This window comes from Novosphingobium sp. ZW T3_23, assembly GCF_044987305.1.
GTDB lineage: Bacteria > Pseudomonadota > Alphaproteobacteria > Sphingomonadales > Sphingomonadaceae > Novosphingobium.
On sequence record NZ_JBJDRF010000022.1, the window covers coordinates 1 to 26,228 of the forward strand.

Sequence of the window (26,228 nt, forward strand, 5' to 3'; positions counted from 1 at the left end):
CGGCCTGCGGGTTCTCGCGGTCGAGCGTGGTGATCTTGGCGTTGACGATGATGGTGTCGGTCATGGCGGCTTCCTTGGAACGGGCAGTTTGGGTGAAAAGCGAGGGCAGCAGCGAGGTGGCGGCCGCGCCTGCAAGCGTCTGGCGGCGGGTGATCACGCCTCGGCCTTGTGATCGGAAGTGCGGCAGGGGAACTTGTCGCCCGGCAGGCGGCCGAGGACATGCTTGCGGCAATCGGTCTGAACGAACTGGGCGACTTCCTCGTGCGCCCAGATCTTCTTCGCCAGCGGCACGATCTGTTCGCCGAGCAGAATGCCGAGCAGTCCAAGCAGGGCAATCATCGGCGGCGCCGGCGAACGGACGCCGAGGAGAGAGTAGACCACGCCCACCAGCAACCCGGCGGCAATCGAGAGAAGGTAGGCTTTCATCGGGGGGCTCTCCTCGGCGTCTTGACTCAGGCCTGCACGAAGGCGAGCAGGTCGGGGTTGATCACTTCGGCGTGGGTGGTCAGCATGCCGTGGGGATAGCCCTCGTAGATCTTGAGCGTGGCGTTCGGCAGGATTTCGGCCTGGAGAAGCGCGGCGTGCTTGTAGGGAACGACCTGGTCGTCATCGCCGTGCAGGACGAGGGTGGGCACGGTGATCGCCTTCAGATCGTCGGTCTGGTCGGTTTCGGAGAAGGCCTTGATGCCTTCGTAATGAGCCTTGGCGCTGCCCATCATGCCCTGGCGCCACCAGTTGTCGATCACCGGTACGGACACGTCGGCGCCCTCGCGGTTGAAGCCGTAGAACGGGCCGGCAGCGACGTCGCGGAAGAACTGTGCGCGGTTGGCGGCAAGGGCGGCGCGGAAACCGTCGAACACTTCGACGGGAACGCCGTCCGGGTAGCGATCGGTGGGGATCATGATCGGCGGCACGGCGCTGACCAGCACGGCCTTGGCGACGCGGCCCTGCGGAATGCCGTAGCGGGCGACATAGGCCGCGACTTCGCCGCCGCCGGTCGAGTGGCCGATGTGGACGGCATTGCGCAGGTCGAGGTGTTCGGCAACGGCGGAGGCGTCGGCGGCGTAGTGGGCCATGTCGTGGCCTTCGCTGACCTGTGCGGAGCGGCCATGGCCACGGCGATCATGGGCGACGACGCGATAGCCCTTGGACAGGAAGAACAGCATCTGGGCGTCCCAGTCGTCGGAAGAGAGCGGCCAGCCGTGGTGGAAGACGATCGGCTGCGCATCCTTCGGACCCCAGTCCTTGTAGAAGATTTCAACGCCGTCCTTGGTGGTTACGGTACCCATGATGCTGATCCTTCGATGTGTGTGCAGGTGTGACGTGTCGACTGGAAATGGTGGGGACCGGAAATCTCTGGCGAGGGCCGGTTGGGGAGGTTGAGGCTCCCGGTCCCGAGCTTCAGATCAATGGCCGCCCTCGGACGCGCCGAACATGGTCTTCGCGTAATTGATGCCGATACCGTAGGCTCCGCCCCACTTCTTGGCGATTCCGGTGGTGCTGTCGTAAGTTTCGGTGCGGGCCCAGTCGCGCTGGAGTTCGAGGAGGTACTGGAGCGAGGTCATCGGCACGGCGCCCAGCTGGATCATGCGCTCCACGGCGCGCTCATGCGCTTCGGTCGAGATGTCGCCGCAGGCGTCGGTGATGACGTAGGCCTCGAAGCCCTGGTCGATGGCGGAAGCGACCGGACCGACGATGCAGACCGAGGTCCAGAGCCCGGCGAAGACGATACGCGGCTTGGCGATGCGATTGATCTCCTCGATCACGGCTTCGTCTTCCCAGGTGTTCATGCTGGTACGGTCGAGCATGGCTTGGCCTTCGAAAGCCTCGGTGATCTCGTCGAACATCGGGCCGGAGAAGCTCTTCTCGGCAACCGTGGTAAGAATGGTGGGAACATTGAACGACTTGGCGCCGCGTGAGATCAGGGCTGCATTGTTACGCAGCAGTTCGGCCGAGATCGACTTGGTGGCGAAGGCCATCTGCGACTGGAAGTCGATCAGCACCAGAGCATGATTGTCAGGCGAGATCAGCGACTTGCCGGGGGTTGCAGTGGCGGTCGGTGCGGCGGTGATGGTCATTGGTCAGTCCCTTTGGTTTGCAGTGTCGATCTTGTGAAATGAGGATTAGCCGGACGATCGCTTTCCAGAAATCCAGATAAATCAGATGGTATCGTTCTAGATATTAGAAGTTCCGGCAGGCTGGCCATGCCGGCGAGAGCGAGGTCTTCGGGGCGCATTACCAGCACCGGGAAGCCGGTTCCGATCAGCATCATCCCACCTCCGCGACGGCGTCGCGCGGCTGTGGGCACAGAGCGTCGACGATCAGCGCGTGGGCCGGCTTCGTGCAGCGTGCGTCGAGAAGATCCGGCAGCCAGACGAAATCGTGAATGCTGCCGATCGTGCGCAAGGCGCTGACGTCCCCTTCCGCCGCCAGCAATCGCCGTGCGAAGTGTTCCGCGCCCCGGCGGAAGGGATCCACTTCGGCGGTCAGGATCAGGACCGGCGGCAGCCGATGCAGGCGATCTTCGTTGTAGCCACCCGGCCATCCGGCTTCGTCGAGCATCTTCCGAGCGAGCGCTGCACGGCCGCGCGCCGCATCGGTGGGCAGCCAGGGCGTGCTTCCCGACGCGTCTGGCCAGGCCAGCAGCGGCGTGGCCAGCACAAGCAGTTCGAGGGAAAACGGCGCCGACGCGGGACGGCTGGCAAAACATGTGGCGATCAGGGCGCCGATGCCATGTCCGCCCAGGAGCAGGGCAGTGGCGCTTTTCAGTTCCTCAAGCGCGGCGACGATGACGGGCTCCAGTTCCTCGATCCCGGAATGAAGCGGGAGGCTCTGGAGAACCAGCAGGGCGCAGGCCCTATCGGCGATCAGCTGCACGGCCTCGTCCGGGGCCTGGCCTTCGGAGTCAGGGACGTGGAGGTAGAGCATGGCCGCGCCGCCGGAGCGGAGGTTCGAGGGCCGGAAGTGCTGACGGGCGCGGGCCGTGGGGGCAGGACTGGGTTCTTCGGCAAAACTGGGCGCTTCGGCCTGTCTGTCCAGAAACGACTGCACATGCGAATCGAGCAACGGCTGGTCCTGGCCGGGTGCCAGCAGGACTGCCGAGGCCATTGCCGACTGGGCTGTTGCCGACTGGGCTGTTCTCGGGGGCGACGTCATTCCAGCTCTCCATGCACCGGAAGCGTTCCGGCCTGCTGGAATGACAATGGCGCATCGCCGGCAATGGCGTGAGTTAAGCGTTGTGAAGAGGTGTTAAGAGCCCGTTTGAAGAATGTCGCTGCGGGCATTTTCCAAACTGTCCTAAAGCGTCTTCGCGAGCATCGCGGGCGCCCACGGCACGTCGCCCGGATGGCCGCTCGCGATAGCGAACATCTCTTCCTGCATGCGCGACGCGCCTTGCGGGGGCGCAACCGCCCTACCGATCGCGGCGCCGTAGCCGGGGACGAAGGCGGCCCAGTGGTCGAGCCCGCTGCGTCCCGCATGGCGGGCCAGCGCATCGATCCATGCTCCGGCGAGCGCCTTTTCGCCTGCGGCGATCGCTACCGGAATGCATCCGATCGCCAGCCCGTAGCAGGCGGAAAGGGCGTGATCGACGTCGTCGATGTCCTCTCGGCAAGCCCGCGCCAGGGCCAGCGCCTCGTCCAGCGCGCCCGCCGTCCAGCGCAGGCGCATGAGCAGGCTCATGGCGGCGATCTTGCCGTCCACTTGCGCGTGGTTGGCGTGGGTGGCGCGTTCCGGGGCGGCGTCTCCGGCCAGCACTTCGTTCAGGTAGCGGGCCGCCTCGGCCCCGTTGCCCGAGAAGTGATGCGACAGGGCCTGCATGTGCGCCGCAGTCAGTCGGTTGAACAGCGCGCCTTCGGAACCGACCCGGCGCGCGAAATCGTCGGCCAGCGAAAGGCTTTCGGCATAGGCTCCGGCAAGGATGCGATGGGCCCAGATGCCCCAGCCCGCGCGCAGCACCAGCGCTTCCGATCCAGTGCTTTCGGCCAGTGCCTGCGCGCGCTCGAAAGCATGGCCCATGGCCTCCACCGGCCCGCGCGTATGCCAGAGCGAATGGCCGTAGGCGCAGAGCAGTTCGATCTGCAGTTCCTCGCTCACGTCGCCGGCTTCCATCGTGGCCAGCGCGTTTTCCGCGTGCCTGAGGAACTCGCGGGGGAGGGAGAGGTGGAACCACAGGGACGCTCCGGCGATCAGCAGTTCCACCGCCATGGCGGAATCGCCGCTGTCGCCGAGTGTGCCCTGAGCCCACGCGAGCGCGCTGCGAACATCGTCGATCCATCCGCTGTAGGTGGCAAGCCACTCGCGCGGGGCCTTGCCCTCCCAGGCCTGGGCGCTGTCGGAAAGCCGTTTCAGCAGGTGGCGGGCGTGTTCGCGCCGGGCGGCCGTTTCCAGGCCCTGTTCGCGCAATTGCATCAAGCCGTAGTCACGCGTGGTATCCAGCAGCCGGTAACGGGTCGTGGTGCCCATCAGCAAGGAAACGACCAGCGATTTGGCGACGAGGTCGGCAAGCACGTCCCGCGCTTCCGCCGCCCGGAGGTCAAGGTTTTCCGCCACGGCTAGCACCGTCTCGATGTCGAAGCCCGCGCGATAGGGGGCAAGGCGATCGAGAATGCGCCTGGCCTGGTCGTCCAGCAGGGCGTAACTCCAGTCCAGCGCCGCCCGTAGGGTTCGATGCCGTGGCATGGCGGTGCGGCGCCCGCGCGACAGCAGCGCGAAGCGATCGTCCAGCCCGGAGAGGATCATTTCGGGATCCATGGCGTCCATGCGCGCCGCCGCCAGTTCGATGGCCAGCGGAATACCGTCAAGCCGCCGACAGATCTGGACGACGACGCCCAGCGTGGCCGGGTCGCATTCGAAGGATGATCCCGCTGCGCGGGCGCGTTGCAGGAACAGGTCCACCGCTGAAAACGATGCCGCTTCCTCGGGAACGATACCCTCTGCCGGCACGTCGAGCGCGGCCAGCCGATGCACCCATTCCCCTTCGGCTCGCAGCGGTTCGCGGCTGGTCGCCAGAACTTGCAGGTCGGGGACGGCTTGGAGCAGCTCTTCCGCCAGCGGTGCGACCGCGTCGATCACATGTTCGCAGTTGTCGAGGATCATCAACGAGGGCTGGGCGGCCAGCCGGGCAACCACGCTTTGGCGCAGCGACGCGGCGGAACCGGCCACGCCCAGGCTCAAGGCGATCGTTTCCAGCACGGTCGCGTCAGTGCCGAGCGGGGCGAGATCCACGAAGCAGGCGCTCGTTCCCGAGCGTTCGGCGCTGTCATGGGCAACGGCGATCGCGGCGGTCGTCTTGCCGATGCCGCCGGGGCCGGTGATGGTGATGAACCGCCGCTCCAGCAGTTCGCGGGAAATGGCGGAGGTGACATGATCACGTCCCACGATCCTGCCGATCCGTGTCGGCAGGCGAAGCGTGGGTTCTGCCGGGGCCGGATCGGGCGCTCGGTTCAGGGTGACGTCGGCGGCCAGGCGATAGCCGCGTCCGGCTTCGTTGAGGATGGCAGGTTCGGCCAGTCCGCCTGCGATGAGAACCTTGCGCGCGGCGGAAAGGTGAACGCGAAGCGCGCTGTCGTCGATAGCCTGGCCCGGCCACACGGCTTCCAGCAGCGTCTCTCGCGGGACCAGACGGCCTTCGGCCTCGACCAGCACGGCAAGTAGACCGGAGGCCCTGCCGCCCAGCTTCACGCCCTCGCCATCAAGCGTGAGCGTCCGTTGGGGCAGCGCCATGGCGAAGTTGCCGAAGCGATAGATTCGTGCGGGCGTGACGGGAGAAAGCATCGGATTTTTCTAAAGGGCAATTGCAATATTCAGAAGCGCTGAACGCACGATCGCCTGTGGGTATGATGCTTATTACACACAAAAATGCATCGAACTGTCGCTGAAATCGGTTGCAGGTGCGAGGTCGGTCCCGACCACTCCATCCGTCCGGATTGCGGCGGCAATGGCCGTCTACCGGATCGTGCGCTGCGATGCGTTCAGGAGACGCGCCGAAGCGGATCGTAAGGGGAACCGGATGCTTCAGTTTCCGTTTCCCGGAGATGTTGCACCATGTCTCGCTTGGCACCGCCGATCTCGCCCGCGCCCGCGCCTTCTACGACCCGGTTATGGGTGAACTGGGGCTTCGTCGCACTTTGGATGTGGTGGACGCGGTGGGCTACGGTGCCGGGATCACCGTATTTAGCCTTAACATCCCGGCAGACGGCAAAGCGCCGTCACCGGGGAATGGGGTTCACGTCGCGTTCGAGGTGGAGACGCGCGGAGCGGTCGATGCGTTTTATCGGGTGGCGGTGGCGCAGGGCGGCAGCGCCGATGGCGCACCCGGTATCCGGGAGCAGTACGACCCGCACTACTACGCCGCCTTCGTGCGCGATCCGGACGGGAACAAGATTGAAGCGCTCACTTTTGCGGGTACGTGAACGGCCCGCCCGCGCGGCGTGCTATCGTTTGTGCATGCGCGGAAACAGCTTTCCGGTTCGGTTTCGGTAGCCCTCGTAATCGGCGCCGAACAGGCTCACCAGATCGCGTTCCTCGTAAGTGATCGCGATCAGCATGTAGACCGAAAGTCCCAGCGCCAGCACCAGGTGACCAACGGTCATGTGAGGCGTGGCCCAGAAGGCCAGGAAGAACCCCGAATAAAGGGGGTGGCGCACGACTTTGTAGAACAGCGGTTGCCGCAGGCGCGGCGCGGCGGGCCTCGACCCGCGTGCATGCTGCCAGGCCTGTCGCAGGCCGAACAGTTCGAAATGGTCGATCAGAAAAGTGCTTGTCAGGACGATCAGCCAACCGGCCGCGAAAGGACCCCAGGCCAAAGTTTTCCCGGCCGCGCTCGAAATATCCCAGGCCACGGCGCCGATCGGTCGCCAGCACAGGAACAGTATTATGAGAGCGAGGCTTGCGAAGAGCACGTATGTGCTGCGTTCGATTGCCGGAGGGACGATCCGGGTCCATTTCCGCTTGAAGCCTTGCCGGGCCATGATGCTGTGCTGCGCGCCGAACAGGGCGATCAGCGCGATGTCGACGGTCAGTGCGACGGCGAGCGAACTTTGCTGCCCTTGGTCAACCGTCAGCGGCAGCCCGGGGAAGTCTCCGACGAACCCTATAAGATAGAGAAATGTCGCCAGGAACAGTACGTAGACCGTAGCGGCGTAGAGAAGAAAGGCTGCCTTCTGCATGGCACGCTCCCATCGTGGGATCGGTGCCGCTGGGGGCCTGCTCGCCAGGCCGAAGCCAGCAGCGCGGCGTGGATTAGATCACTTTCGCCGGTGCGTTTCAATGGGCCGGAAGCACTACTCCTTCCGGCCTAAGCGGCGGCATCATGTAGCCCTATTGCGGCCGGCTTTCAGACCCGACGTTTCGCTGAAACGCGTCGGTGGGCTCTGGTCTCCGATCCAGCGACGGAGGAGGCGTTGGGCCGGACCGTCATAGTAGCGCGTGGCGAGTGCGGCCACGGCAAGGATTGCCGGCACAACCAGATAGGCTTCGAATCCGGCCTCGCTCCTGCCGCTGACGCGTTCCGCCAGTCCCGAATAGAGCGCCAGGAACGGTACATGGAGGCCGTAGACGGCGTAGGAGATCGCACCAAGAAACCCGGCGCCGGGGATGAGGCGCTGATGGCCGGCGCACACGGCCAGCAGCAGGGCTGCTGGCAGGACCATGACTGTCAAGGCGATGAGCCATGGAGTGGCGTGTAACGGCAGCACGAGCGCCGCAATTATCAGGGCTACGGACAGCGATGCGGCCCCTTTCCCGAGCCGGGGCAGTCGATCTCGGGCTGCGTGGATAAGCAGCCCGGTCAGGAAGCCGAAGGAGACCCGCGCCAGGCCGCCTGGCAATGTTGGCAAGTCCCAGCCGAGGTCCATGGAGCGATAGTAGCCGGCCACTAGGATCAGCGCGATCATGCTCGCCAGTGTCGCAGCGACGAGAACGGCAGGTCTTCTCGATACCAGCAGGCCGGCCCATGCCAGGTTGATGACCACTTCGAAGAAAAGCGACCACAACGGCCCGTTGATGGGGAAGACTTCCCAGCCGGTCGCCTGGCCATGCCACCATTTCGGCAGCAGCATGCCATTCAGCGCAGCGCTTGCGAGAATGCCGCCGAGACTATCCGATCGCGATGGCGCGGCGAACCAGCGCGTGAGCGCGTAAGCGGTACCCAGGCAGACGCCAAGCAACACGATCGGCATCATTCGCGCCAATCGTCGTCTGGTGAAATCGGTGAAGCTCATGCCGCTGGAAAGCCGTTTGCCGTAAGCCTGGGCGATGACGAAGCCGCTCAACATGAAGAAGAAATCGACTGCCAGGTAGCCGTTGGCCGCGATTGCCGGGGCGCCGGTGCGGGTGCCGACATGAAACAGCAGCACGATGAGGGCGGCGATGCCACGCAGTTCATCCAGCAGTTCGTAACGCTCGTTGTGGTGGGGCGCTAATGCCATGAATTTGCCTCGGATCGTCAGGAAGGCTGCTGGAAGGTGGCGTTGAAAGGCAGCCCACGGGAACGGGCGGGCCGCGCGTGGGACGGCACGGAGTCCGCGCCCTCCTTGCCTTGCCGGGAGAGCGCGATGGACAGGGCGGCAGCAATGCCGAACCCGAAGCCCGTCAGCGGTTCGAAATTGGCATCCGCGATCATCAGCGACACGGCGATCATGGGGACATAGGAAAACCGGAAAGCCGACATGACGATCCTGGATTCAACCGTTGCATACCGGGGAGACCGAAAGAAAGACTGCGCTGCGAAAGCATAGAAAAGTAACGCTCCCAGTATGCCCGAGGCGCTCAGGATCGCGACAAGGCTGCTGGAAGAACGGGTGCTGCCCAACCCGATCCCGAAGCCATAGCTTTCGGACACGCTGGAAAGCGCGATCACACGCCACATCCCGCGCTCCTCGTAGGAGAGCGACGAGGTTTTCTGCAGCACCATCCGGTCGATCATGGCCAGGATCGGATCGAGCAGGCTGGGATTGAAGAGCAAGGTCAGCATGATCGCGATCAACACGATCATGACAACCGACAATTCGCCGAGCAGGCCCTGCTTGTAGATCGGTGCGCCGTTTCGTTCGATGTTCGCTCGCAGAAGCCATTCCAGGCCAGCCATCGCGAAGAACAGGGCCAGTCCTACGTAAGTTGCCGAGGATTTTGACTGCCAGCAAAGGATCAGCAGCAGGCCCAGCAGTATGGGACAGATGCGTTCACGCAAGGTCCGGTTCGCTATTGCGCGACGATAGAAATGCAGGGCGCACAGGAAGCCGAGGCAGTAATTGCCGAAGGCGGAGGCTTCCGGCATAAGGCCGACGACGCGCTTGGATCCCAGCACTTCGACTTCGGTGGCCAGCGCGTAGGAGGCCGTCCTGAAAGGCGCGAGAACGGGGCCTAGCGGAACATACTGGCTGGCAAAATCGATCAATCCCGTTGCGATCAGCATGCCGGCGCCCAGGCAGATGGCCTGGAGCGCATGCTGCCTCATCGCGGAAGCCTGCAACAACCTGGCCAATGCGAATACGGTAAAGACCGAAATCGACATGTAGACCCACTGAGACAGGTTCTGCGCGGAGGGGTGCAGGGGAGCAGGTGTGCTGAGAATCCCGCGAACCGGGACCACCAGGATGTCTCCCGCAAAGAGGCGCGGCATGAACAGCGTGGTGACGTTGACGACGATCCAGAAGGCGAAAAGACAAAGCAATCGGTTCGGCAAGAGCGCAAGGGTAAGGAACGAGGCCGGTCCGTCACGGTCGAGAAATGCCTTGGCGACGATGATCAGCGCCACGATCGGTGCCGCGACAAGCGTCAGTCCTCCGGTGACGTTCGTGGGAATGGCGGCGCAGGCTCCGAACGGCATGACCGCGAAAAACAGGTAGAGCGCGAAAGGTGGGCGGCTGGCCATGGCCCAGATCGCCAGGATCCAGAACAGGACGATCGGCGCGGCATTCATCGAGCAGCCGATGCCGCTTTAAAATGTCCCCGCGAGCATTTTTCAGGCAGAATTCTGGCCGGATTGCTTGAGATGACTGGCTTATCGAACATTGCGGCTTGCGATCTCCGGAACCTGGCAGTTCCTGTGAACGGCCCGTGAGGACACTAGCCGAGCTGGGGGAAGGTACGCAGTTCGATCGGCTCCAATCCGGTCTGGTTTTCCCGGCCTTGATCCGAGGTGAAGAATGAAGAAGAGCCGTTCTGCAAGGATTTCAGCCGAAAGATAAATATTATGAGCAACAAATTAGTCTGTATTGGATGTAACTATTTAAAATTTGAGTTCTGTTCGCCGGATTCGAACTGAGTAAAAATACCTATCTCGATATCAATTCGCCATCAACGTAGATGGTGGTTCGGGTAACCAAGCATATGCATCGATTGTAACCCTGTCTGCGCTAGATATGGCGAAATCATTCAAGGGACGGTTCATGAGTATAGTCTTGGGGGCGCAGACCCATTTCAGCCAGGGTTGGAGCACTTCGCTTCTCGATGCGGCAGGCAAGCTGGGCGCGGACTCGATCCGGGACAGCGTGCCATGGGCCGCTGTGGAGAATGCCGCGGGGAAGTACGACTTTTCGGTGCCACAAGCGGCCTGGGTCGACCAGGCGCTTGGCCGGGGGTTCTCCGTCACCCTGACTTTTGCAAATGCAAACCCGCTCCATGACCAGGGCTATACCGTCTACAGCGATGCCGGCCGCGCTGCCTTCGCGGATTTCGTCGTGGCAACCTTGAAGCGATATCCTGGGGTCCAGGCGGTCGAGATCGGCAACGAATACAACTCGAACTCGTTCGTGACCGGCCCCATCGCAAGCGCTTCGGCGGCCAATCGGGACGATTACTATGCAAAGCTGGTCGCGGCCGTGGATCGCGCGCTTGGCAAGGCCGGTATCGACGTGGAATTGGTGGGCGGCGCCACGCATTCCATCCCGGTCGACTACTTTTCCGATCTCAAGGCCTTGGGTACTTTGGATATCCTGGATGCCATCTCGATCCATCCCTACACGACGCCGCCCGAGCAATTCGCCGATCAGATCGCTGTCCTTCGCGGCGTGGTCGGGAACGAGATCGACATCAGGGTCACGGAATTCGGCGGCGACTTCACCTCTTTGGACGATGCGCCGGCCTATTTCGCCAAGATGCTGAGCGTCATGGGCGCGGCCGGCATCGAGAGCGCGAGCTGGTATGCCCTTGCGCGCCAGTCCTATTTCCCGAACATGGAGCTCTGGAACACGACTGCGGCCAGCGCGACTCCCGCCGGTGAAACCTTTCGCGTGTTCGACGGCTTTCTTAAGGAAGGCGATACGATCGCGCGGGTCGCTACTGACGACTTCACCTATTTCTACACCCTCGGCCGAGAGGCCGCCGTGCTTTGGGGGCAGACCGGATCGGTCACGCTGGCCTCCGGAGTGTCCGCCTACGATCTTCGCGGAAACCGCATCGCAGACTTCGACGGGAAGATTTCGGCGGACGTGCCGATCCTGCTGAAGTCCGAAGGCGGAATTTCGGCGGCATCGGTGCAGTTCAACGCGGGTGCACTGGTTGCAGACAGTTTCGATCAGTTCGACGTCACGAATACGGATGGCGGCGGTGCCGGCTTCGACGGCCCCTGGTCTTACTATTCACGCTCGGGCTCGGGCCAGACCCTTGCCTTGCAGACCATGGGCGGAGGCCTGAAGAGCGGTGAGCCCTGGACGCCTTACCTGGGTTCGCAATGGCTGCGGCCCCTCTCGGTCAATGCCACGACCGTGACGCCCGCCGATTTTTCCAACGGCACGAACGCCGCTTCGCGCTATGCCGTGGTCGAGCGCTACACCGCCCAGAACGCCGGCCTGTTCAGGATCGAGGGCGATTACGATGTCTCGGATCAGTCCCGAGACGGGATCTATCTGACCGTAACCGTTAACGACCGGCAGATCCTGCAGCAGCATGTCTACGACCCCGCTCAGGGGAACAGATATGACTTCACATTGGATCACGTCCGCCTGGCAGCGGGCGATCGGGTCGAATTCGTGGTTTCTTCGGGAGCAAGCGCCGTCGGCGACGCGACCTCGCGGCATATCCGGATTTTTTCGGAGCCTGCCGCCATCGGGAGCGAGGCTGGCGCTGTGGGCGACTGGAGCGAGCAGACGGCCGGCGTGCGTCTGGACCTTGCCGGTGGCAATGTCGTCGTCGACGGCAAGCGCTTGGCGACCAGCGTGATCGATGCCATCGGATCCGGTTACAATGACGTTCTGTCCGGCGACGCGCATGCCAATCGCTTTTACGGCGGCGACGGCGACGATCGGCTCCAGGGGCTGGGCGGCGACGATGTGCTTGTCGGCGGCGGCGGCGCGGATCGACTGGATGGGGGCAGCGGCGCGGATCGCATGGAGGGCGGGAGCGGTGACGATACCTACTACGTCGACGATATTCGCGATCAGGTGATTGAAGCGGACGCAGCGGGTGGGATCGACGTGGTTCGCTCGGAGGTGGACTTCACGCTGGGCGATCATCTCGAACAGCTTTACCTGATCGGGGCCGCCGACATCGACGGGTTTGGCAATGCTCTGGCAAACATCCTCTACGGAAACGATGGTGACAATGTCCTGTCAGGCGGTGGCGGTGCAGACAAGTTGCAGGGCGGCGGCGGCGCGGACACCTTCCTGTACGATAGCCTGGAAAACGCGGCGAGCGCCGATACCATTCTCGATTTCCAGCACGGGCTGGATCGCATCGCCATCGATCGAGGCGCGTTTGCGGGTTTGGCCGGCCGGCAGGCCGGTGCGCTGGAAACTCTTGCGATCGGAAAGACGGCGACGGCGCCCGACATGCACTTGTTCTACGATTTTGGTGCCGGGACGCTTTACTATGACGTGGACGGCAGTGGCTCGGCAGCAGCCATTGCCATGGCCACCCTGCGCGGAAAGCCCATGATCGATGCGACCGATGTCGTCCTTTTCTGAGCCCGGCCAGCCCCAGGGGCTTCATCGCCATGCAGCGCCGTTCGATCAGGACGCAATGCGGAAGTCACCGTGGGCCGCCTCGGCGGCAGAGTGCGGCCCCCTCGATGGCGGGTTGCACTATCGCTCCACGGCTCGGTTGAACCGCATGTTCGCGAACGATGTGGGAAAGCATCCCTTGCTCGGGCTGGCATTGGCCGCAGGAGTTTCCGCAGCCGGGTGGCTCTGCCTGCTGTCGTTAATGGTCTGACAGACTGTTTGGAAAATGCCCAAGAGGGCATTTTAGAGCGGCACCGGCCCGCGCCCCCACCCTACCACCCGCAGGATACTACCGTTGGGTGGTAGGGTGGGGGCGCGGGCTGGTGCCGCAAAATTCGCTTTCAGCGAATTTCCAAACAGACTCTGAGCGATTACGGCCTGGCCCTAAGATAACGAAGAACCGGAGAAGGGTGATCCTTCTCCGGTTCTTTTGGTATGTCGGATGCGGTCATTCTGATCGCGCATTCACGCTAAGCTGCTGGTTTTTCGCATCTTCCGATCGGAAAATGCTCCAGGCGAAAGCGTTTCGGATATCAGGCGACGATGATGTCCGCGTCGGTAAGGTGGACATCGTAGAGCAGCACCGAGGTGCCTCCGTAGGTCAGGATGGTGTTATCTCCCGAGAAGGCGAACGAATAGCCGGCGCCTTCAGTCAGGCGAACCTTGTCCGTTCCCTGTTCGAAATCGAAGACTTTGTCCGATCCGTCGTCCTTGTCGAACTGGAAGATATCGGCGCCGGTCACGGTCGGGTCGTTGGGATCGTCGCCAAACAGCACGTCGTTGTCGGCGCCGCCCGAGATGATGTCGTCGCCGGCACCGCCGTAAAGCCGATCGTCGCCGCCGCCGCCGTAGAGCGTGTCGTTGCCGTCGCCACCGCGCAGCTTGTCCGGCGAGCCCTGGCCCCAGAGAGTGTCGTCGCCCTCGTCACCATAGAGATTGTCGCTGTTGGCGCCGCCCTGGATAACGTCGTTGCCCCCGTTTCCATGAACGGTATCGTTACCCTGCCCCGCAAGAATTTCGTCACCGGCCGAGCTGCCGGAGAGAATGTCACCAAACGAAGATCCATCAATTATAGCCACGGGATATTCCTTCCGAAAATCGTTGAGTCTGGAATTACCTGAACTTCGACGACGATTGTGCCGGCTTCCCGATTATCTGTTCAGCAAATCACGCCCACTCAAGAGATTTGGTGAAGTTCCCCTGTTGCCCAATTCCCGTGTGTGGATCTGGTGCAGCGCTTCATCCTCTTCTCAATCGTTCGCACCGAATACTCTGGATCGAGATTGGCTAGCAACCGATTAAATGCACGCCTTGTGTGAGGGTTTGCCTTTATTAAGCCAATACGGTTCAGATAATACGAGTATGTGCGTAGTTCTTGCTTTGTGACACTCTGTGTAAACGTTCAGACTCAAGCTCTTGAACCGACAATTGGCTGCAATGACCTCTCCATTCCGGAGGAGGATTATGCGGCGAAAACAGAAAAAGGCCCCGACGCATCGGAGCCTTTCCCTTCTGGATCGCCATTCCGGCCGCCTGGTAGAGGCCGGAATGGGGCGCGTTAGTTCACGCCCAGAGCAGGCCCGCATCGGTTTCGGTCATCTGCAGGCCGTCCATGCCGATTCCCTTGACCCGTGCCAGCAGATGCTCGCCTGTTTCGTCGTGCATCTCCAGGTAGGTGACCCCCGCGGTGGTGACGATATCGAAGGTCGCGTTGCCGGTGGAACCAGTGATGAGGATCTTGTCGCCATCGCTGGCGTTGAAGTCGTAGATCGTGTCCATGCCGGCAATGTCTGCGGCGTCGAGCACGAAGGTGTCAGCGCCTGCCTCGCCGTAGAGACGGTCCGCGCCGGTGCCGCCAAAGATCCAGTCGTTGCCGGTGCCGCCCAGAACAGTGTCGATTCCCGCATCGCCGTAGAGGTAGTCGTTGCCGTCATCGCCATAGAGCGTGTCGTCGCCATTGCCGCCGTGGATGCCGTCGTCGCCCGCCATGCCGCGCAGCTTGTCGATGCCGTCCAGGCCCTCGATCCGCTCGCCTGCGGCGCCGCCGGTCAGACGGTCATCACCGGACGTTCCGTTCAGGGTGACGGCGTAGGCCTTCCCCGCGTCTCCATAGGGGCTGCTGTCATGCTGGGCCGGATTACCGGGAGTGGGCGTTTCGACTACCGGCGTGTTGCCGCCGCCGCTCGTGTTACCCCCGCTGTTGGTATTACCAGTGTCGGTGGGGACTTGCGGCGCAGGCTGGATCGGCGTGGCGCCGCCCGCAGCAAGCAGCTTTGCCAGCTGATCGTAGGAATAAGTACCATCGGAAAAGGTGAAGCTTTCCACGTTGGTGACGGTGGACATTTCCCCTGCACGCACCGAAATCTGAACCGTGCCCGATGCGGAGACGGACCCCGTGATCTTTGCTGCGGCGTAGTTGAGTACGAGGCTGTCCAGGCCTTGGCCGCCGTCGATCTTGTCGTTTCCGAAGCTGAAGTAGACGATATCGTTGCCGCGGCCGGCATTCAGGACATTTGCGGCGCTGCTGCCGATGAGCGTATCGTTGCCGTCGCCGGTATAGGCGTTCTCGATCGCGTCGGCCGTGAGCGAGAGCGTCATTCCGGCAAGCGTGCTCGCCTTGGCGGCGGTCAGGTCGATCACCGTATTCGTGGTCACTGCAGCGGCATTGATCGTGTCCACGCCGCCGTTGGCATCCTTCAGAACGCTCCGCTTGGCAAGATCGGCACCCTGGTAGAGCACGCCGAACTCGTCGGTGTAGATATAGGTGTCGTTCTTCGAGGTGTCGGCATCGCCCAGCAGGGTCAGCGTGGCGCCCTTGAACTTGCCGGTCATCGGCGCGCCTGCCTTGTCGGCGGCGGCGGGATCGCGGTTGTAGATGTCCACCTTCCAGGTTCCGGCCGAGTCCTCTCCCATCGAGGCGACGGAGCCGAACGTGAAGTTGCGGATGCTGCCCACGCGGCTTTCTTCGGGAAGGTCGTAGACCAGGCGCACCTGGGTGCCGTCGGGCGAGGTGAGGTAGACGTCGAGATCGCCGGTATTGAGCCAGTTGAGGTCGATCGAAAGCTGGACGTGCTCCAGATTGACGGCTTCCGTCACCTGGATGTCGAGCGAGATGTGATCGTTGGAACCGGCGACCATGGTCTGGGCCGAAACGACGGTCTTGGTCACGGTCGCTAGGTTCGCGAAGGTCTGCTGCTGCCCCCAGGTTTCCGCCAGGCGAACCGCGTCGTGGACATTGAGGAAACCGTAGCCGAACGCGTCGCTGAAATGCAGCCCGCCGCCGTTGAAGTTGTCGGCGCCGTTGGTCCGCCAGCCGTCGCCGAAGTTGGCGCCGTCCGCCAGGCCGGACCGGTGCGCGGAATAGGCCAGGATTTCCTGGATGTCGCGATAGCCCAGGTTCGGATTGGCCTGGAGCATGAGGCCCACTGCGGCCGAGACGGCCGGCGCCGCGAAGGAGGTGCCGTTGACGCTTTCGTAGCGATCGCTCAGCGTCGTGGTCAGCACATCCCGTCCGGCGGCGGACACGAGGACGTTTGCGCCAAGGCTCGTGAACGAGGAAGCCTTCCCGTCGCTGTCGACTGCTCCGACGGCGATCGAATAGGGCGAATTCTGGAAGTTGTGATAGTTCGAGGTGCCTGTGGTTCCGGCGTTGCCTGCCGCAAAGACCAGCGAGGTGCCGAGGCCGCCGCGACCTTCGGATACGGCGCGGACGAGCGCAGCCTTGTATTCGGGATTAACGGCGAAGTTGTCCGCGAAATTCTCCACGAAGCTCCAGCTGTTGTTGGAAACGTCGACTTCGGACGACTTCTGAAGCGCAGCCACGATCTGGCCCACCGCGTTGGCGGATCCGTAATCGACGCCATAGCCGATCAGGGTTGCGCCGGAGGCGATGCCCACCGTTCCCACGCCATTACCGGCGTCTGCGGCGATCACGCCGGCTACGAGCGTTCCGTGCGATGCGGGGAGCGCGGTGGCGCTGATCGCCACGTTGTCGGTGCCAACCGCGAAGTTGAAGTCCAGCGAGGTGCTGTAGGCTTTCTTGAGATCGGCGTGGCGGAAATCGATCTGGGTGTCCACGACACCGATCTTCACGCCCGCGCCGTTGTAGTCCTTCCACACGGAATAGGCATCGATGCTCAGCTTCGACCGGGTCGAGCCGTCGAGGTACCACTGCTGCTTTTCAAGAATATCACCGTAGTAAGTCGTGAGGCTTGCAGCAGCGGAGACAGAATTGCTGTTGATCTTGGTGCTCATGGCTCATAAACTCGCGGTTGGCCAAGTAAGTCGATCTTTTTGATCGTCAAGTTGGCTGGGAAATTCGTTGTTTGCGAGTTTCCTTTTCGTCCAATAAAGCTAATCTCGAACTTCTCGGTGAGGTGAATCGGTTTTAATGGGTGCGTGCGTCAATTATTTCATGCTAGTTGTGGCTGCATAGGTATTATTTCGGATGCTTTAGATTCGCCTGTGAAGTGGCCGCCTGTTTTCCGAACGCGAACAACCAATTGGCTCGAGGTCGCGAAAGGTGGCGTTAACCATAAGGTCGGTCCGGTCGCGGAATCGTCAGCTTTCGGAAAGCATTTCAACGGTGCGGAATAGGCAAAGATACGGATCGCATGAATCTAAGGACTAAGCCCTAGGCGGAAGAATTCTTTGCGTCGCGAGTGCGTTTTTTATGGCTCGCGACCCGGATTCGCTTAGCCAGCGGGAAGGGTCGCGCGAAAGTCGCGCATGCGACGACGGCCTAGATGGCAGCAGGCCGTTCGACCCGGTCAGTTTTCTGGGAAATTCCAGATCCCGCAAAATCCGAACAATGTCGCCGAAAACTGGAGGAGGGTATTGTGGGAGAATTGGCGCTCAAGAGCACCCTTCGTCAGGTGCCGTCCGTTCTTCCAACGGCTACGGCGCCGGGACACGAAGATCGAGCGAACAGACGAACGCGGTACTTGGTGGCGCTATCTCGGGCGCTCTCGTTCCATCGAATGGCGAAAGCCAGCTTCTGCCCCGGCCGGACCTGTAGCTGCCGATCAATGACATATCCGGAAGATCGCTGCGGTTGCGTGATCTGACGTCCGTCGATCGAGAAGCTGATGTCGGCTCCGCGCGCGCCCGCAGTGGCCGCCGTGAATTCACCCAGGACTTGCAGCGAACCACCGTGTGATACGCGATATTCCATGACCACTGCGTCTTCGCCAGGACTTGGCAACGCGAGGTCTGCGGAAACCCTCGGCAGAGCGTATCCCTGCCGACCGAGGTACGGTGTCCAGGGCACCCCCTCGACCTGCTGTCCCGGCAGCGTCTCGAGCGGGAGCAAGCTTCCGGCCTTGCGAGAATAGAGGGTGAAGCCGGTCGAAGCGAGCGCGGCACCGGGTGCGGGATAGGTGAAGCCGTAAAGGCTGTCGGCGATCAGCGCTGTGCAGTCCAGCCTGACGTTCCCGCCCAGAGCCAGAGGCTCGCGGCCTTGAAGCACTATCACTCTTGTTTCGTCCATCATGAGGTCTTGGGCGCCAAGGCGCTTGCCGGTCGCGCTGAAGGCACTGACTTTGGCGTTGTCGATGCGAACCGCTCTTGGCGCTCCCCAGAGAACCCATGTCCTGGGGCCGAATTCATGGATGAAGGTAAAGCGATCGGGGCTGCGGTCCACACCGCGAAAGGCGGTGAAGTGGTCGATGGCGAAGCGATAGGCCCGTCCGGCATCCGTGATCTCGCCATTTCGCCGAAGCAGCGGCACGAAGCCGTCTCCCCTCTCGTTGAGTGGGTACCAGTTCAATTCCTTAGCGCCGAGAGAAGATAGCGTCGCATAGGCCCGCACCAGTTCGTCGGGGGCTGTGCGTGGATCCCGGCTCCCCAGTTCCGTGATGTAGAGGGGCTTGTCGCGCGCGGCGGGGTGGCGTCGCAGCACGCCGACTTGTGCGGGCAATTGATCGATCGGCGTCGTGTAGGGGTGTATCGCCAGGCCTTCGAGGAAGGCTGCATCGCGACTTTCCAGCAAGGGCCACAGAAAGCCCGCGGGCAGCGAATGGACGGAGCCACCGATCACACGCACCGATCTAGCGGCCTGCCGCACACCCTCTGCGGCGCTCTTCACCATGGCAAGATGATAGGCCCTGCGCCCCGCAAGATTCGTATCCCTCACGGGACCATTGACGAAGTTGTTGCCATTGATCTCGTTGCCGATCTCCAACGTATCGATGGCCGGGTAACGGCGCACAAGTTCCGCTACAAACCGTGAGAAGGCAGCGAGCGCGGCTGGAGAATGTGGTGTATGACCCGTGTCATAGAGCGGATTGCCCCAGTTGAGCGTCAAGGTGAGCCGCGCGTTCCGTTCCGTGAGGCGCGCCGGGTACTTTGTCATCGGGGTATTGAAGACGTACTGCCCTTCGACTTTCTCTATATCCGCCCAGCGCAGACTGTCGCGCCAGTTCGCAATGGGAAGTGCAAGTGCGGCTCCGAACACCGCCTCGTTCCAGCCCTGCGAGAAATTGGAGGCCGCGCCGAGGCGCATGGGCGTGTTCGATGCCGGATTTTGTCCCTCTACGGATGAGAAGACACTTGCCGTCTTGGCATTGAGCCCTGCGGTGGCGCGATGTGGAACCGGAACTTGGATGCCCAAGACTATAAGCAGGACCGTTAAGGTAGGCAGCGCGATGAATGCGAACCTCACCGGTGAGTCTCTGCAACCGCCCGATCCATTTCCGCTTTGAGGATCGCTACGCTATCGCTGGCTTGCGCCAGAGTGGCAGCGTGCACCTGAGCGTCGATGCCGGAGGACATGGCGGTTTCCAGAACGCCGCAAGTCGATCGGGGTGAGCAGGCGAGGGGATCGATGAGCCATTTTTCCAGGTTCACCGATTCAAGGAAAGAATCCAGCTTCGGATCCCAACACAGTGCCACAAACGGTACTCGACAAGAGTAGGCCGCAATTACGGCGTGCATTCGAAAAGCGACCAGTCCCTGGAGGCTTCCGATAAGCCCTGCGAGCTGTGCAGGCGTTTCGGGCTCGACGTAAGCAATGCGATCGGCGGGTAGGTCTGCCTGCACATCCGCTTTAATACGTCGGGCGCAAGAGCGGTCCTCGGGGCTTCCGTTCGTGAATATGGTGACATCGTTGCCTGCTAGGACGAGAGCCTTCGCCAAGTTCCGATACCAGGTTTCCAGAGCCTCCGTCTCGACCTGCTGCGTCGAATGGTAGCGCACGGCGAGAGGGCTGGTAATGTTGAGGCCGATGGAGCGCCTGCCATTGTTCGTTTGCGGCGCTATCCCCTCGATCCTGTAACGCCAACTGGCCAACAGCCCGGGATCGGGAACCACGCCCGCAGGCAGGTCGAACTCTGTGCCGAATTCGGCGTTCCATAGTAGCCGGGAGCGCTCATCCCTGACGTAGACCTTTTTCAGGATGCGTCGATCCAGCGCCCGGCGCATGAGGGCCCGACCGCTTCGGCTCCATCCGGACGACACGCCGCAGCCGTAGATGAAGGCGGGAAGACCGCGTCGTTCCGCTGCCTCCACAGCCAGAGCGATTTTTGTCGGAAAATTGAGATCGAGATCCACGATAAGATTGCCGCCGCCGATGACGATGCAACTCGCCCCTGGCAACGCGGCATCATAGTGCGGTCGCCAACGCCGGCGGGACTGCACGGCGAGCGGAAGGCGCACCGCCAGTTCCCGCATGGGTGTGGGAAGCATGTGCAGCGCGCGGATCAAGGGGCCACGCCCCGCTGCGCCGGGGCCGTAGGCGGTGCGGCCGGCAAGGTCCACCGACCAGGTATCGTCATGCGCGCCGCAACGCACCAGCGCATGTTCGAGACATTCCGACAGCAAGCCATCGCCCAGGTTGGGGCTGTATTTTACGTTAAAGATGCGCACGCGAGGGCGAATGGCTTGCGTATCGCCGGAATACGGCGGCGTATTCGTGCCGTGATCCGCGCTGAACAGGTTGTGCGCCGGCCTGATTGCAGTCATTGGCAAGACTCCTTCATGCCGCTATTCCGGGGGCAGCCGAAGCCATTGCCGTCACGCCGACATGGTGGGATACTTGAGCAATTACGCCCGTCGAGGTGGGAAGGTATTCGAAGCGACCCTGCCGCCCGGCTGTTACGATCCCGGTGCGCTTGATGCGATCCAGCACCGCGTTCACCTTTTTCCGATAGCCGACGGTGTAAAGCGGGTAGCAGCTCTTCACGAGATCATGACCTTCCAGTCTGAGGCCCCGAGCGAGCCCCAACTGCAGGGCGTGTGTGCGAAAGGCCTCGAAAGTCGGTTGCGGCTCATGCGCGGAGCCCGGCGCGAGCGTCGTCTCGACTGAGAAGGACGCTCTTTCGTTGGCGGAATTCGGATAGATGCGGGAATAGACTGTCGCTCGCTTCCACGCGCCGTCGGGATGAAAGTTGAAAAGGACGTTGCCGCTGTCCGGATGAAGCCATTCCGCTGAGACGTGAAGGGTTGTCATGTCCAGGCTTTCAAGGCCCGAGGGTTCCGAAAACAGCGCGCGGTGCAAGGCATCAAGCGGGATGGTGCTGACCACCGAAGTTGCCAGACGCGTACAGCTTTCGGTTCGGATACGGAAGAAGGCTTCGTCTTTCTCCAGTGCTTCCAGGCGTTCTCCAAGCGCGAAGGTCACCCCTTGAGCGGTGAGGTGCTGGACGATGGCGGAGAAGAGTACGTCAAAGCCCTGTCTGGGACGGACGCGCATCGGCCAGTGCCGGGCTGCCGAACCCTTTTCAGGGACGAAGACCCGCATTGCGCTTCGTGCCAAGTTCTCCAGCCGCGTAAAGCGGTCAATGATCGCCATGCGTCGGAAGAAGAATTCCTCGTCAATGGCGTGAGGTTGGACGTGATGGAAACGTGTTATGTAGTGGCGCAAACCGGTATCGGTGAAGAAACGAGTGCCCAATCTCTTGCGGCAGAGCGTTTCCAGCGAACCATCCGGCTTCAGCGTTAGGCGGGAGAAAAGCAGATCAAGCGCCGAGAATGCCAGGCGCGCGGGCTTTTGCCTGAGCAAGTCCCTGGGTGCTATCGGATAGAGCAGGATCGATCCGTCGGGTGCGATCCTGCGCTGGACGCTTGCGACTTCCGGGCAGATCTCGCGCAAAGACGGCGCGAGATCGAAGATGCTTGCAGTTTCTTCGTAAAATACGCTGCCGACATCGAAAGTATAGGGACCGATCTGGCGACTGCGGTGGGTGCCGCCGGCCCGATGGCTCTGATCGATTACGATGACTCTGTGGCCTGCCGCCGACAGTTGCGCGGCCGCAGCAAGACCTGCGATCCCCGCGCCAAGCACGGCGATGAGGCCCGAGCTTCCGGGCTTGAGCGGTTTGCTCATGAAAGTGCGGCGGTAGTAACAGTGACCTCGTCAGTAACGGCGTCTGCCGGGCAGTCCCGGACGATGCGGCTACGACATGATAGGGCGCGGGAATCCTGAGTTAGCGACATCGGCGTTCCCCCTTGCAACGATATCGCATCGTCGCTCATCCGCACCATCATTCGGTACAGCTGAGCTTTTATTGCTCGATTTTTTCAGCGGCAATTCGATCCGCATCCGTTTCGGATGGGTAAAACTCAAGTCGGATGCAAAACCGAGCTAGTTACATCTTCTGCCGCAGGGGAAGGTGTGCGACGTCCGCTAGTGCGCCGCATTCGGGTCGGCAAAGATATTGCCGGCACAGCTCACTGGAGGTCTCAGGAATGATGGTTCAGGGAGCGAGGAAATTGCCGATGCGGTTAGGGGGCGCATGACAAGCCGTCTACAAGTTCAGGCAGGGGCAAGTTCAGGAAAAGAGGCCGCGACCCGGCAGAACAAAGCTCTGCCGGGTCGTGGGTCGTTATTCGGAAGGCTTCGTGTCCGCCTTGGCGGGTTCGGTCTTGGGGCGCGTGTTGCGTGCCTTTGACGTTGCTTTCGGAGCAGCCGCCTTGGCGGAGCGGGTAGCGGTGGAGCCGCTGCGCTTGGCTTTCGAGGCTGCTGGCTTCGGTGCGCCGGCGGTGGAGCCGGCCGCCGGCGTAGCTGCTGCCGGCGTGGCGGAGGTTACGGGGGCCGATTCCGGCTTTGCAGCAGCGGTGGTCGTGTCAGCCGATTTCGCGCTCTTCGACTTCGGCTTGGCGGATGCCGGTTTGCGGGCCTTGGAGGGTAAAGCGGTCTTGGGTGCTACGGCGGTTTTGGGCTCTGCGGCCTTCGCGGTTTCCGTAGCCGATTGCGGCTCTCTGGCGAACCGCTTCTTGCCCCCGCGAGGCGCGGTGGCCGCCTTCTCCGGAGCAGTCGAGGGCGTGCCGGGCTTGCTTGCGGCAGGTGACGACTTGGCCTTTACTGCGGGTTCGCCAGAAACGGGCGCGGAGACGCCGGCGCTGCTGTCGGCGGCAGGCTTCGCTGCGGCGCTGCGGTCCTTGCCGGACGCCGAAGTTGCGTCCCGCTTGGCGCCGCCGGGGCGACCGCCGAGGCCCATGCGTTGCGCGACGGCACGGCGATGCTCGGAATAGGCGGGAGCGACCATCGGATAGTCAGCGGCCAGTCCATAGCGCGAGCGATACTCGGGAGGCGTCAGGCCGTTGTTTGCCAGATGACGCTTGAGGCTCTTGTAGGGCTTGCCGTCGATCAGGCTGAGGATGTGCTCCCTCGAAGCGAGGCTCTCCTCGATCGAGACCGCTGGCTTCTGCGGCACTTCGGCTTCCGCACCCAATGCCGACTGGCCTGCGAGTGCCGATCGGGTCTGATCGATCAGTGCAGCCAATTCACTGCTGGGCACACTGTTGTTGGCGAAGTAGGCGCTCAGCAGATCGACTGTAAGGCGGGTGAGGTCGGGCTGTTCGCTATCGGGCATCACATGCTCCCTTTGGAGATTGGCGAGGTGGAACCGGTAACTTTGCCCTCGCACGGTTGTCGTAAATAAACAGGAAATGCTTTCGGGGCCAATAGTCAATTCGGAGTGGAGCGATCGCGCCGAAGAAAAGATGCGTGCGGTGGTCTCGTCCGGTATATTTCTCAGGAGCGCGCTGTGGCCGGTGCGAAGAGTTCGATCTGGGAATGCAGGCCGCCTGAGGAAGACTGCCCTATCCAGAGGTCGAAAAGGCCCGGCTCGGCAATCCGGCGATTACCGGACCCGACGAACTCCAGATCCTTGCGCGCAATCGCGAAACGGACGACCTTACTTTCGCCCGGATTCAGTGTGATGCGTTCGATGCTTTTCAACTCGCGGATCGGCCGGGTACGACTGGCAACGCGATCGCGCATGTAGAGTTGCACCACTTCGCTGCCGCGACGACTGCCCTTGTTGGTGACCTTGGCCGAGATTTGCAGCGTATCGTCCCAGCGCATGACCTTGTCGGAAAGCTTGAGGCTGTCCAGGGTGAATTCGCTGTAGCTCAGGCCATGTCCGAAGGGGAACCGGGCGCTGTTGTCGGTGGTCGTGTAACGGGCGCGATACTCGGTGCGTGCGTCCACGACGGGTCGACCTGTCGACTTCCGATCGTAGAAAAAGGGTTCCTGGCCCGATTCCCAGGGAAAGCTGACGGGTAGCTTGCCCGAGGGGTTGACCTTGCCGAACAGAACATCGGCTACGGCGTGACCCGCTTCCGAACCGAGGAACCAGGTGGCCAGGATGGCCTGGGCATTGGCAACGCCGTCGTGCAACGCCAAGGCGCGGCCGTGGCGCAGCAGTACCACGACAGGCTTGCCCGTGGCCGTAACCGCATCGGCGAGGGCCTGCTGCGCGGCGGGTATCTCGATCGTCGTGCGCGATTGTGCCTCGCCCGACATCGTCTGGGGCTCGCCGATCGCAAGGAGCACGACATCCGCCGCCTTCGCCGCCTCCACGGCCCTGGCGATGCCGCCGTCGATCGGCGTGTCGATGCCGCTGCCGGGAACGATCGTGAGCTTTGCCGTTTCGGGAAGGGCCGCGCGCAGGCCGCTGGCGATGTCCACGCCCTTGCCGGGATCGCCGTAGAAGGCCCAGGGGCCATAGACGTTGTCTCTGTCCTCACCGAATGGACCGATCAGCGCGATCTTCTGTCCGTGCTCGGGATCGAGCGGCAGGACGCCGCTGTTCTTGAGCAGGACGATCGAGCGCGCCGCTGCCTCGCGCGCCAGTTCACGGTGCGCGGGCGTGGCGATATGCGTGCGTTCGACGTCCTCGTCGAGCGACCGCCAGGGATTGTCGAACAGGCCCATGGCCATCTTCACGTAGAGGATGCGGCGCACGGCCACATCCACCGTACCTATCGGGACCGCTCCCGATTTTACCAGTTCGGGCAGGTAGCGGACGTAGAGTCCGCTCTGCATGGACATGTCCACCCCTGCCAGCACTGCGAGGCGTGCGGCATCGCGTTCGTCCTCGGCATAGCCATGGGCGATGAGTTCCTCGTCGGCGGTATAGTCGGAGAAGACGAAGCCGCGGAACTGCATCTCGCCGCGCAGGATGTCCGTCAGCAGGGCGCGGTCGGCGGTTGCGGGCACGCCGTTGATCTCGCTGAAGGCCGCCATGGTGGTGAGTGCACCGGCGGCGAAGGCGGCCGAGAAAGGCGGCAGGTGCGTTTCGCGGAGGGTCTCGTCGCTGATATCGACGCTGCCGTATTCGAGTCCACCCGCGACGGCGCCATAGGCGGCGAAATGCTTGGGGCAGGCGAGCAGGGAATCGGCGCGTCGCAAGTCCCTGCCCTGAAAACCGCGCACTTTCGCGGCGGTGAGCAGCGCCGTCAGGGTGACGTCTTCGCCCGAACCTTCGACGACGCGCCCCCAGCGCTGGTCGCGGGCGACATCGGCCATCGGCGCGAAAGTGAGGTGCAGGCCGGCCGCCGTTGCTTCCACCGCCATCGCCCGTCCGGTGCGTTCCGCCAGGGCAGGATCGAAAGTGGAGGCTTCCGCGAGCGGAACCGGGAAGATGGTCTTGAGGCCGTGGATCACGTCGCCCGCGAACAGCAGCGGAATGCCGAGGCGGCTCTGCTTGACGGCCAGTTCCTGGGCGCGTCGCGCGCCGGCCACGCCGATGCCGTTGAACAGACAACCCACCCGCCCCTTGCGGATTTCCTCGGAAAGGCGCTTTTCGTCCTGAATGCCGGCCTGGGGATTGGGCGGATTGAAGGGACGGAAGGCGTCGGCAAGGCAGGTCATCTGCCCGGCCTTTTCCTCGATCGTCATGCGGGCGATGAGATCGTCCACCTGTCGGACCTGATCGGTGGCGAAAGCGATGCGGGGCAGGCCGAACGCGGCGGCACCTCCGAGGATGCCAGAGAGAACGGCGCGGCGCTGAATGGTCATGGAGGCGAGAAGACGTTCCGATTGATGCAAACGATGCCCCCGAA

Annotated in this window: 18 protein-coding genes; 2 read left to right on the plus strand and 16 right to left on the minus strand. The window is 62.6% G+C overall.

The window, feature by feature from the left end; all coding sequences use genetic code 11:
* Window positions 1-153: 153 nt before the first annotated feature.
* The 6 genes from ACI3K3_RS12825 to ACI3K3_RS12850 form a co-directional block, all read right to left on the minus strand.
* On the minus strand, window positions 154-426 hold the full coding sequence (locus ACI3K3_RS12825) for a DUF1427 family protein (protein ID WP_404914225.1): 273 nt from the start codon (window positions 424-426) through the stop codon (window positions 154-156).
* 26 nt (window positions 427-452) lie between these two features.
* The gene (locus tag ACI3K3_RS12830; RefSeq protein ID WP_404914227.1) at window positions 453-1,289 is read right to left on the minus strand and encodes an alpha/beta fold hydrolase; all 837 of its coding nucleotides are present in this window, start codon (window positions 1,287-1,289) and stop codon (window positions 453-455) included.
* A gap of 117 nt (window positions 1,290-1,406) precedes the next feature.
* Window positions 1,407-2,078 carry a hydrolase gene (locus ACI3K3_RS12835; protein ID WP_404914229.1) on the minus strand — a complete coding sequence of 224 codons (672 nt, stop codon included), beginning with the start codon at window positions 2,076-2,078 and terminating at the stop codon, window positions 1,407-1,409.
* A complete protein-coding gene (locus ACI3K3_RS12840; protein WP_404914231.1) occupies window positions 2,075-2,269 on the minus strand; it encodes a hypothetical protein in 195 nt (64 codons plus the stop codon). Before ACI3K3_RS12840 ends, ACI3K3_RS12835 begins: the two co-directional genes overlap by 4 nt.
* Window positions 2,269-3,156, minus strand: a complete 888-nt coding sequence (locus ACI3K3_RS12845) for an alpha/beta hydrolase (RefSeq protein ID WP_404914233.1) — start codon at window positions 3,154-3,156, stop codon at window positions 2,269-2,271. Before ACI3K3_RS12845 ends, ACI3K3_RS12840 begins: the two co-directional genes overlap by 1 nt.
* Before the next feature lie 141 nt (window positions 3,157-3,297).
* Window positions 3,298-5,775 carry an ATP-binding protein gene (locus ACI3K3_RS12850; RefSeq protein ID WP_404914235.1) on the minus strand — a complete coding sequence of 826 codons (2,478 nt, stop codon included), beginning with the start codon at window positions 5,773-5,775 and terminating at the stop codon, window positions 3,298-3,300.
* A 191-nt stretch (window positions 5,776-5,966) separates the two neighbouring features.
* On the opposite strand from ACI3K3_RS12850, the gene ACI3K3_RS12855 reads away from it, so the two are divergent.
* Complete coding sequence (locus ACI3K3_RS12855; RefSeq protein WP_404914237.1) at window positions 5,967-6,413, plus strand: VOC family protein; 447 nt, start codon at window positions 5,967-5,969, stop codon at window positions 6,411-6,413.
* A 21-nt stretch (window positions 6,414-6,434) separates the two neighbouring features.
* Here the strand turns inward: ACI3K3_RS12855 and mddA are convergent, their stop codons facing one another.
* The 3 genes from mddA to ACI3K3_RS12870 all read right to left on the minus strand — a co-directional run bounded on the left by mddA (window position 6,435) and on the right by ACI3K3_RS12870 (window position 9,922).
* A complete protein-coding gene (gene mddA, locus ACI3K3_RS12860) occupies window positions 6,435-7,169 on the minus strand; it encodes a methanethiol S-methyltransferase (protein ID WP_404914239.1) in 735 nt (244 codons plus the stop codon).
* 141 nt (window positions 7,170-7,310) lie between these two features.
* The gene (locus ACI3K3_RS12865; protein ID WP_404914241.1) at window positions 7,311-8,429 is read right to left on the minus strand and encodes an acyltransferase family protein; all 1,119 of its coding nucleotides are present in this window, start codon (window positions 8,427-8,429) and stop codon (window positions 7,311-7,313) included.
* 17 nt (window positions 8,430-8,446) lie between these two features.
* Window positions 8,447-9,922, minus strand: coding sequence for a hypothetical protein (locus ACI3K3_RS12870; protein WP_404914243.1), 1,476 nt, complete (start codon window positions 9,920-9,922; stop codon window positions 8,447-8,449).
* A gap of 469 nt (window positions 9,923-10,391) precedes the next feature.
* Between ACI3K3_RS12870 and ACI3K3_RS12875 the strand changes: the two genes are divergently transcribed.
* Entirely contained in the window at window positions 10,392-12,905 is a 2,514-nt protein-coding gene (locus ACI3K3_RS12875) for a calcium-binding protein (protein WP_404914245.1), read from the plus strand.
* 569 nt (window positions 12,906-13,474) lie between these two features.
* On the opposite strand, the gene ACI3K3_RS12880 is transcribed toward ACI3K3_RS12875, so the two are convergent.
* The 7 genes from ACI3K3_RS12880 to ACI3K3_RS12910 all read right to left on the minus strand — a co-directional run bounded on the left by ACI3K3_RS12880 (window position 13,475) and on the right by ACI3K3_RS12910 (window position 26,184).
* Window positions 13,475-14,020 carry a calcium-binding protein gene (locus tag ACI3K3_RS12880; RefSeq protein ID WP_404914247.1) on the minus strand — a complete coding sequence of 182 codons (546 nt, stop codon included), beginning with the start codon at window positions 14,018-14,020 and terminating at the stop codon, window positions 13,475-13,477.
* A gap of 484 nt (window positions 14,021-14,504) precedes the next feature.
* Window positions 14,505-17,195, minus strand: coding sequence for a S8 family serine peptidase (locus tag ACI3K3_RS12885; RefSeq protein ID WP_404914249.1), 2,691 nt, complete (start codon window positions 17,193-17,195; stop codon window positions 14,505-14,507).
* A 616-nt stretch (window positions 17,196-17,811) separates the two neighbouring features.
* On the minus strand, window positions 17,812-19,551 hold the full coding sequence (locus tag ACI3K3_RS12890; RefSeq protein WP_404914251.1) for a hypothetical protein: 1,740 nt from the start codon (window positions 19,549-19,551) through the stop codon (window positions 17,812-17,814).
* Window positions 19,552-19,598: 47 nt separating this feature from the next.
* Window positions 19,599-20,900 carry a polysaccharide pyruvyl transferase family protein gene (locus tag ACI3K3_RS12895; RefSeq protein ID WP_404914253.1) on the minus strand — a complete coding sequence of 434 codons (1,302 nt, stop codon included), beginning with the start codon at window positions 20,898-20,900 and terminating at the stop codon, window positions 19,599-19,601.
* Window positions 20,901-20,913: 13 nt separating this feature from the next.
* Window positions 20,914-22,263 carry an FAD-dependent oxidoreductase gene (locus tag ACI3K3_RS12900; protein WP_404914255.1) on the minus strand — a complete coding sequence of 450 codons (1,350 nt, stop codon included), beginning with the start codon at window positions 22,261-22,263 and terminating at the stop codon, window positions 20,914-20,916.
* A 499-nt stretch (window positions 22,264-22,762) separates the two neighbouring features.
* Window positions 22,763-23,752 (minus strand): MucR family transcriptional regulator, encoded by a 990-nt coding sequence (locus ACI3K3_RS12905; protein WP_404914257.1) that lies wholly within the window; start codon window positions 23,750-23,752, stop codon window positions 22,763-22,765.
* Window positions 23,753-23,913: 161 nt separating this feature from the next.
* Window positions 23,914-26,184 (minus strand): glycoside hydrolase family 3 N-terminal domain-containing protein, encoded by a 2,271-nt coding sequence (locus ACI3K3_RS12910; protein WP_404914259.1) that lies wholly within the window; start codon window positions 26,182-26,184, stop codon window positions 23,914-23,916.
* Window positions 26,185-26,228: the final 44 nt, after the last annotated feature.

What these genes read in the sequence shown, in the direction of transcription:
- ACI3K3_RS12825 (WP_404914225.1), bottom strand. Translation starts at nt 426, where the DNA reads ATGAAAGCCTACCTTCTCTCGATTGCCGCCGGGTTGCTGGTGGGCGTG.
- ACI3K3_RS12830 (WP_404914227.1), bottom strand. Translation starts at nt 1,289, where the DNA reads ATGGGTACCGTAACCACCAAGGACGGCGTTGAAATCTTCTACAAGGAC.
- ACI3K3_RS12835 (WP_404914229.1), bottom strand. Translation starts at nt 2,078, where the DNA reads ATGACCATCACCGCCGCACCGACCGCCACTGCAACCCCCGGCAAGTCG.
- ACI3K3_RS12840 (WP_404914231.1), bottom strand. Translation starts at nt 2,269, where the DNA reads ATGCTGATCGGAACCGGCTTCCCGGTGCTGGTAATGCGCCCCGAAGAC.
- ACI3K3_RS12845 (WP_404914233.1), bottom strand. Translation starts at nt 3,156, where the DNA reads ATGACGTCGCCCCCGAGAACAGCCCAGTCGGCAACAGCCCAGTCGGCA.
- ACI3K3_RS12850 (WP_404914235.1), bottom strand. Translation starts at nt 5,775, where the DNA reads ATGCTTTCTCCCGTCACGCCCGCACGAATCTATCGCTTCGGCAACTTC.
- ACI3K3_RS12855 (WP_404914237.1), top strand. Translation starts at nt 5,967, where the DNA reads ATGCGTTCAGGAGACGCGCCGAAGCGGATCGTAAGGGGAACCGGATGC.
- mddA (WP_404914239.1), bottom strand. Translation starts at nt 7,169, where the DNA reads ATGCAGAAGGCAGCCTTTCTTCTCTACGCCGCTACGGTCTACGTACTG.
- ACI3K3_RS12865 (WP_404914241.1), bottom strand. Translation starts at nt 8,429, where the DNA reads ATGGCATTAGCGCCCCACCACAACGAGCGTTACGAACTGCTGGATGAA.
- ACI3K3_RS12870 (WP_404914243.1), bottom strand. Translation starts at nt 9,922, where the DNA reads ATGAATGCCGCGCCGATCGTCCTGTTCTGGATCCTGGCGATCTGGGCC.
- ACI3K3_RS12875 (WP_404914245.1), top strand. Translation starts at nt 10,392, where the DNA reads ATGAGTATAGTCTTGGGGGCGCAGACCCATTTCAGCCAGGGTTGGAGC.
- ACI3K3_RS12885 (WP_404914249.1), bottom strand. Translation starts at nt 17,195, where the DNA reads ATGAGCACCAAGATCAACAGCAATTCTGTCTCCGCTGCTGCAAGCCTC.
- ACI3K3_RS12895 (WP_404914253.1), bottom strand. Translation starts at nt 20,900, where the DNA reads ATGACTGCAATCAGGCCGGCGCACAACCTGTTCAGCGCGGATCACGGC.
- ACI3K3_RS12900 (WP_404914255.1), bottom strand. Translation starts at nt 22,263, where the DNA reads ATGAGCAAACCGCTCAAGCCCGGAAGCTCGGGCCTCATCGCCGTGCTT.
- ACI3K3_RS12905 (WP_404914257.1), bottom strand. Translation starts at nt 23,752, where the DNA reads ATGCCCGATAGCGAACAGCCCGACCTCACCCGCCTTACAGTCGATCTG.
- ACI3K3_RS12910 (WP_404914259.1), bottom strand. Translation starts at nt 26,184, where the DNA reads ATGACCATTCAGCGCCGCGCCGTTCTCTCTGGCATCCTCGGAGGTGCC.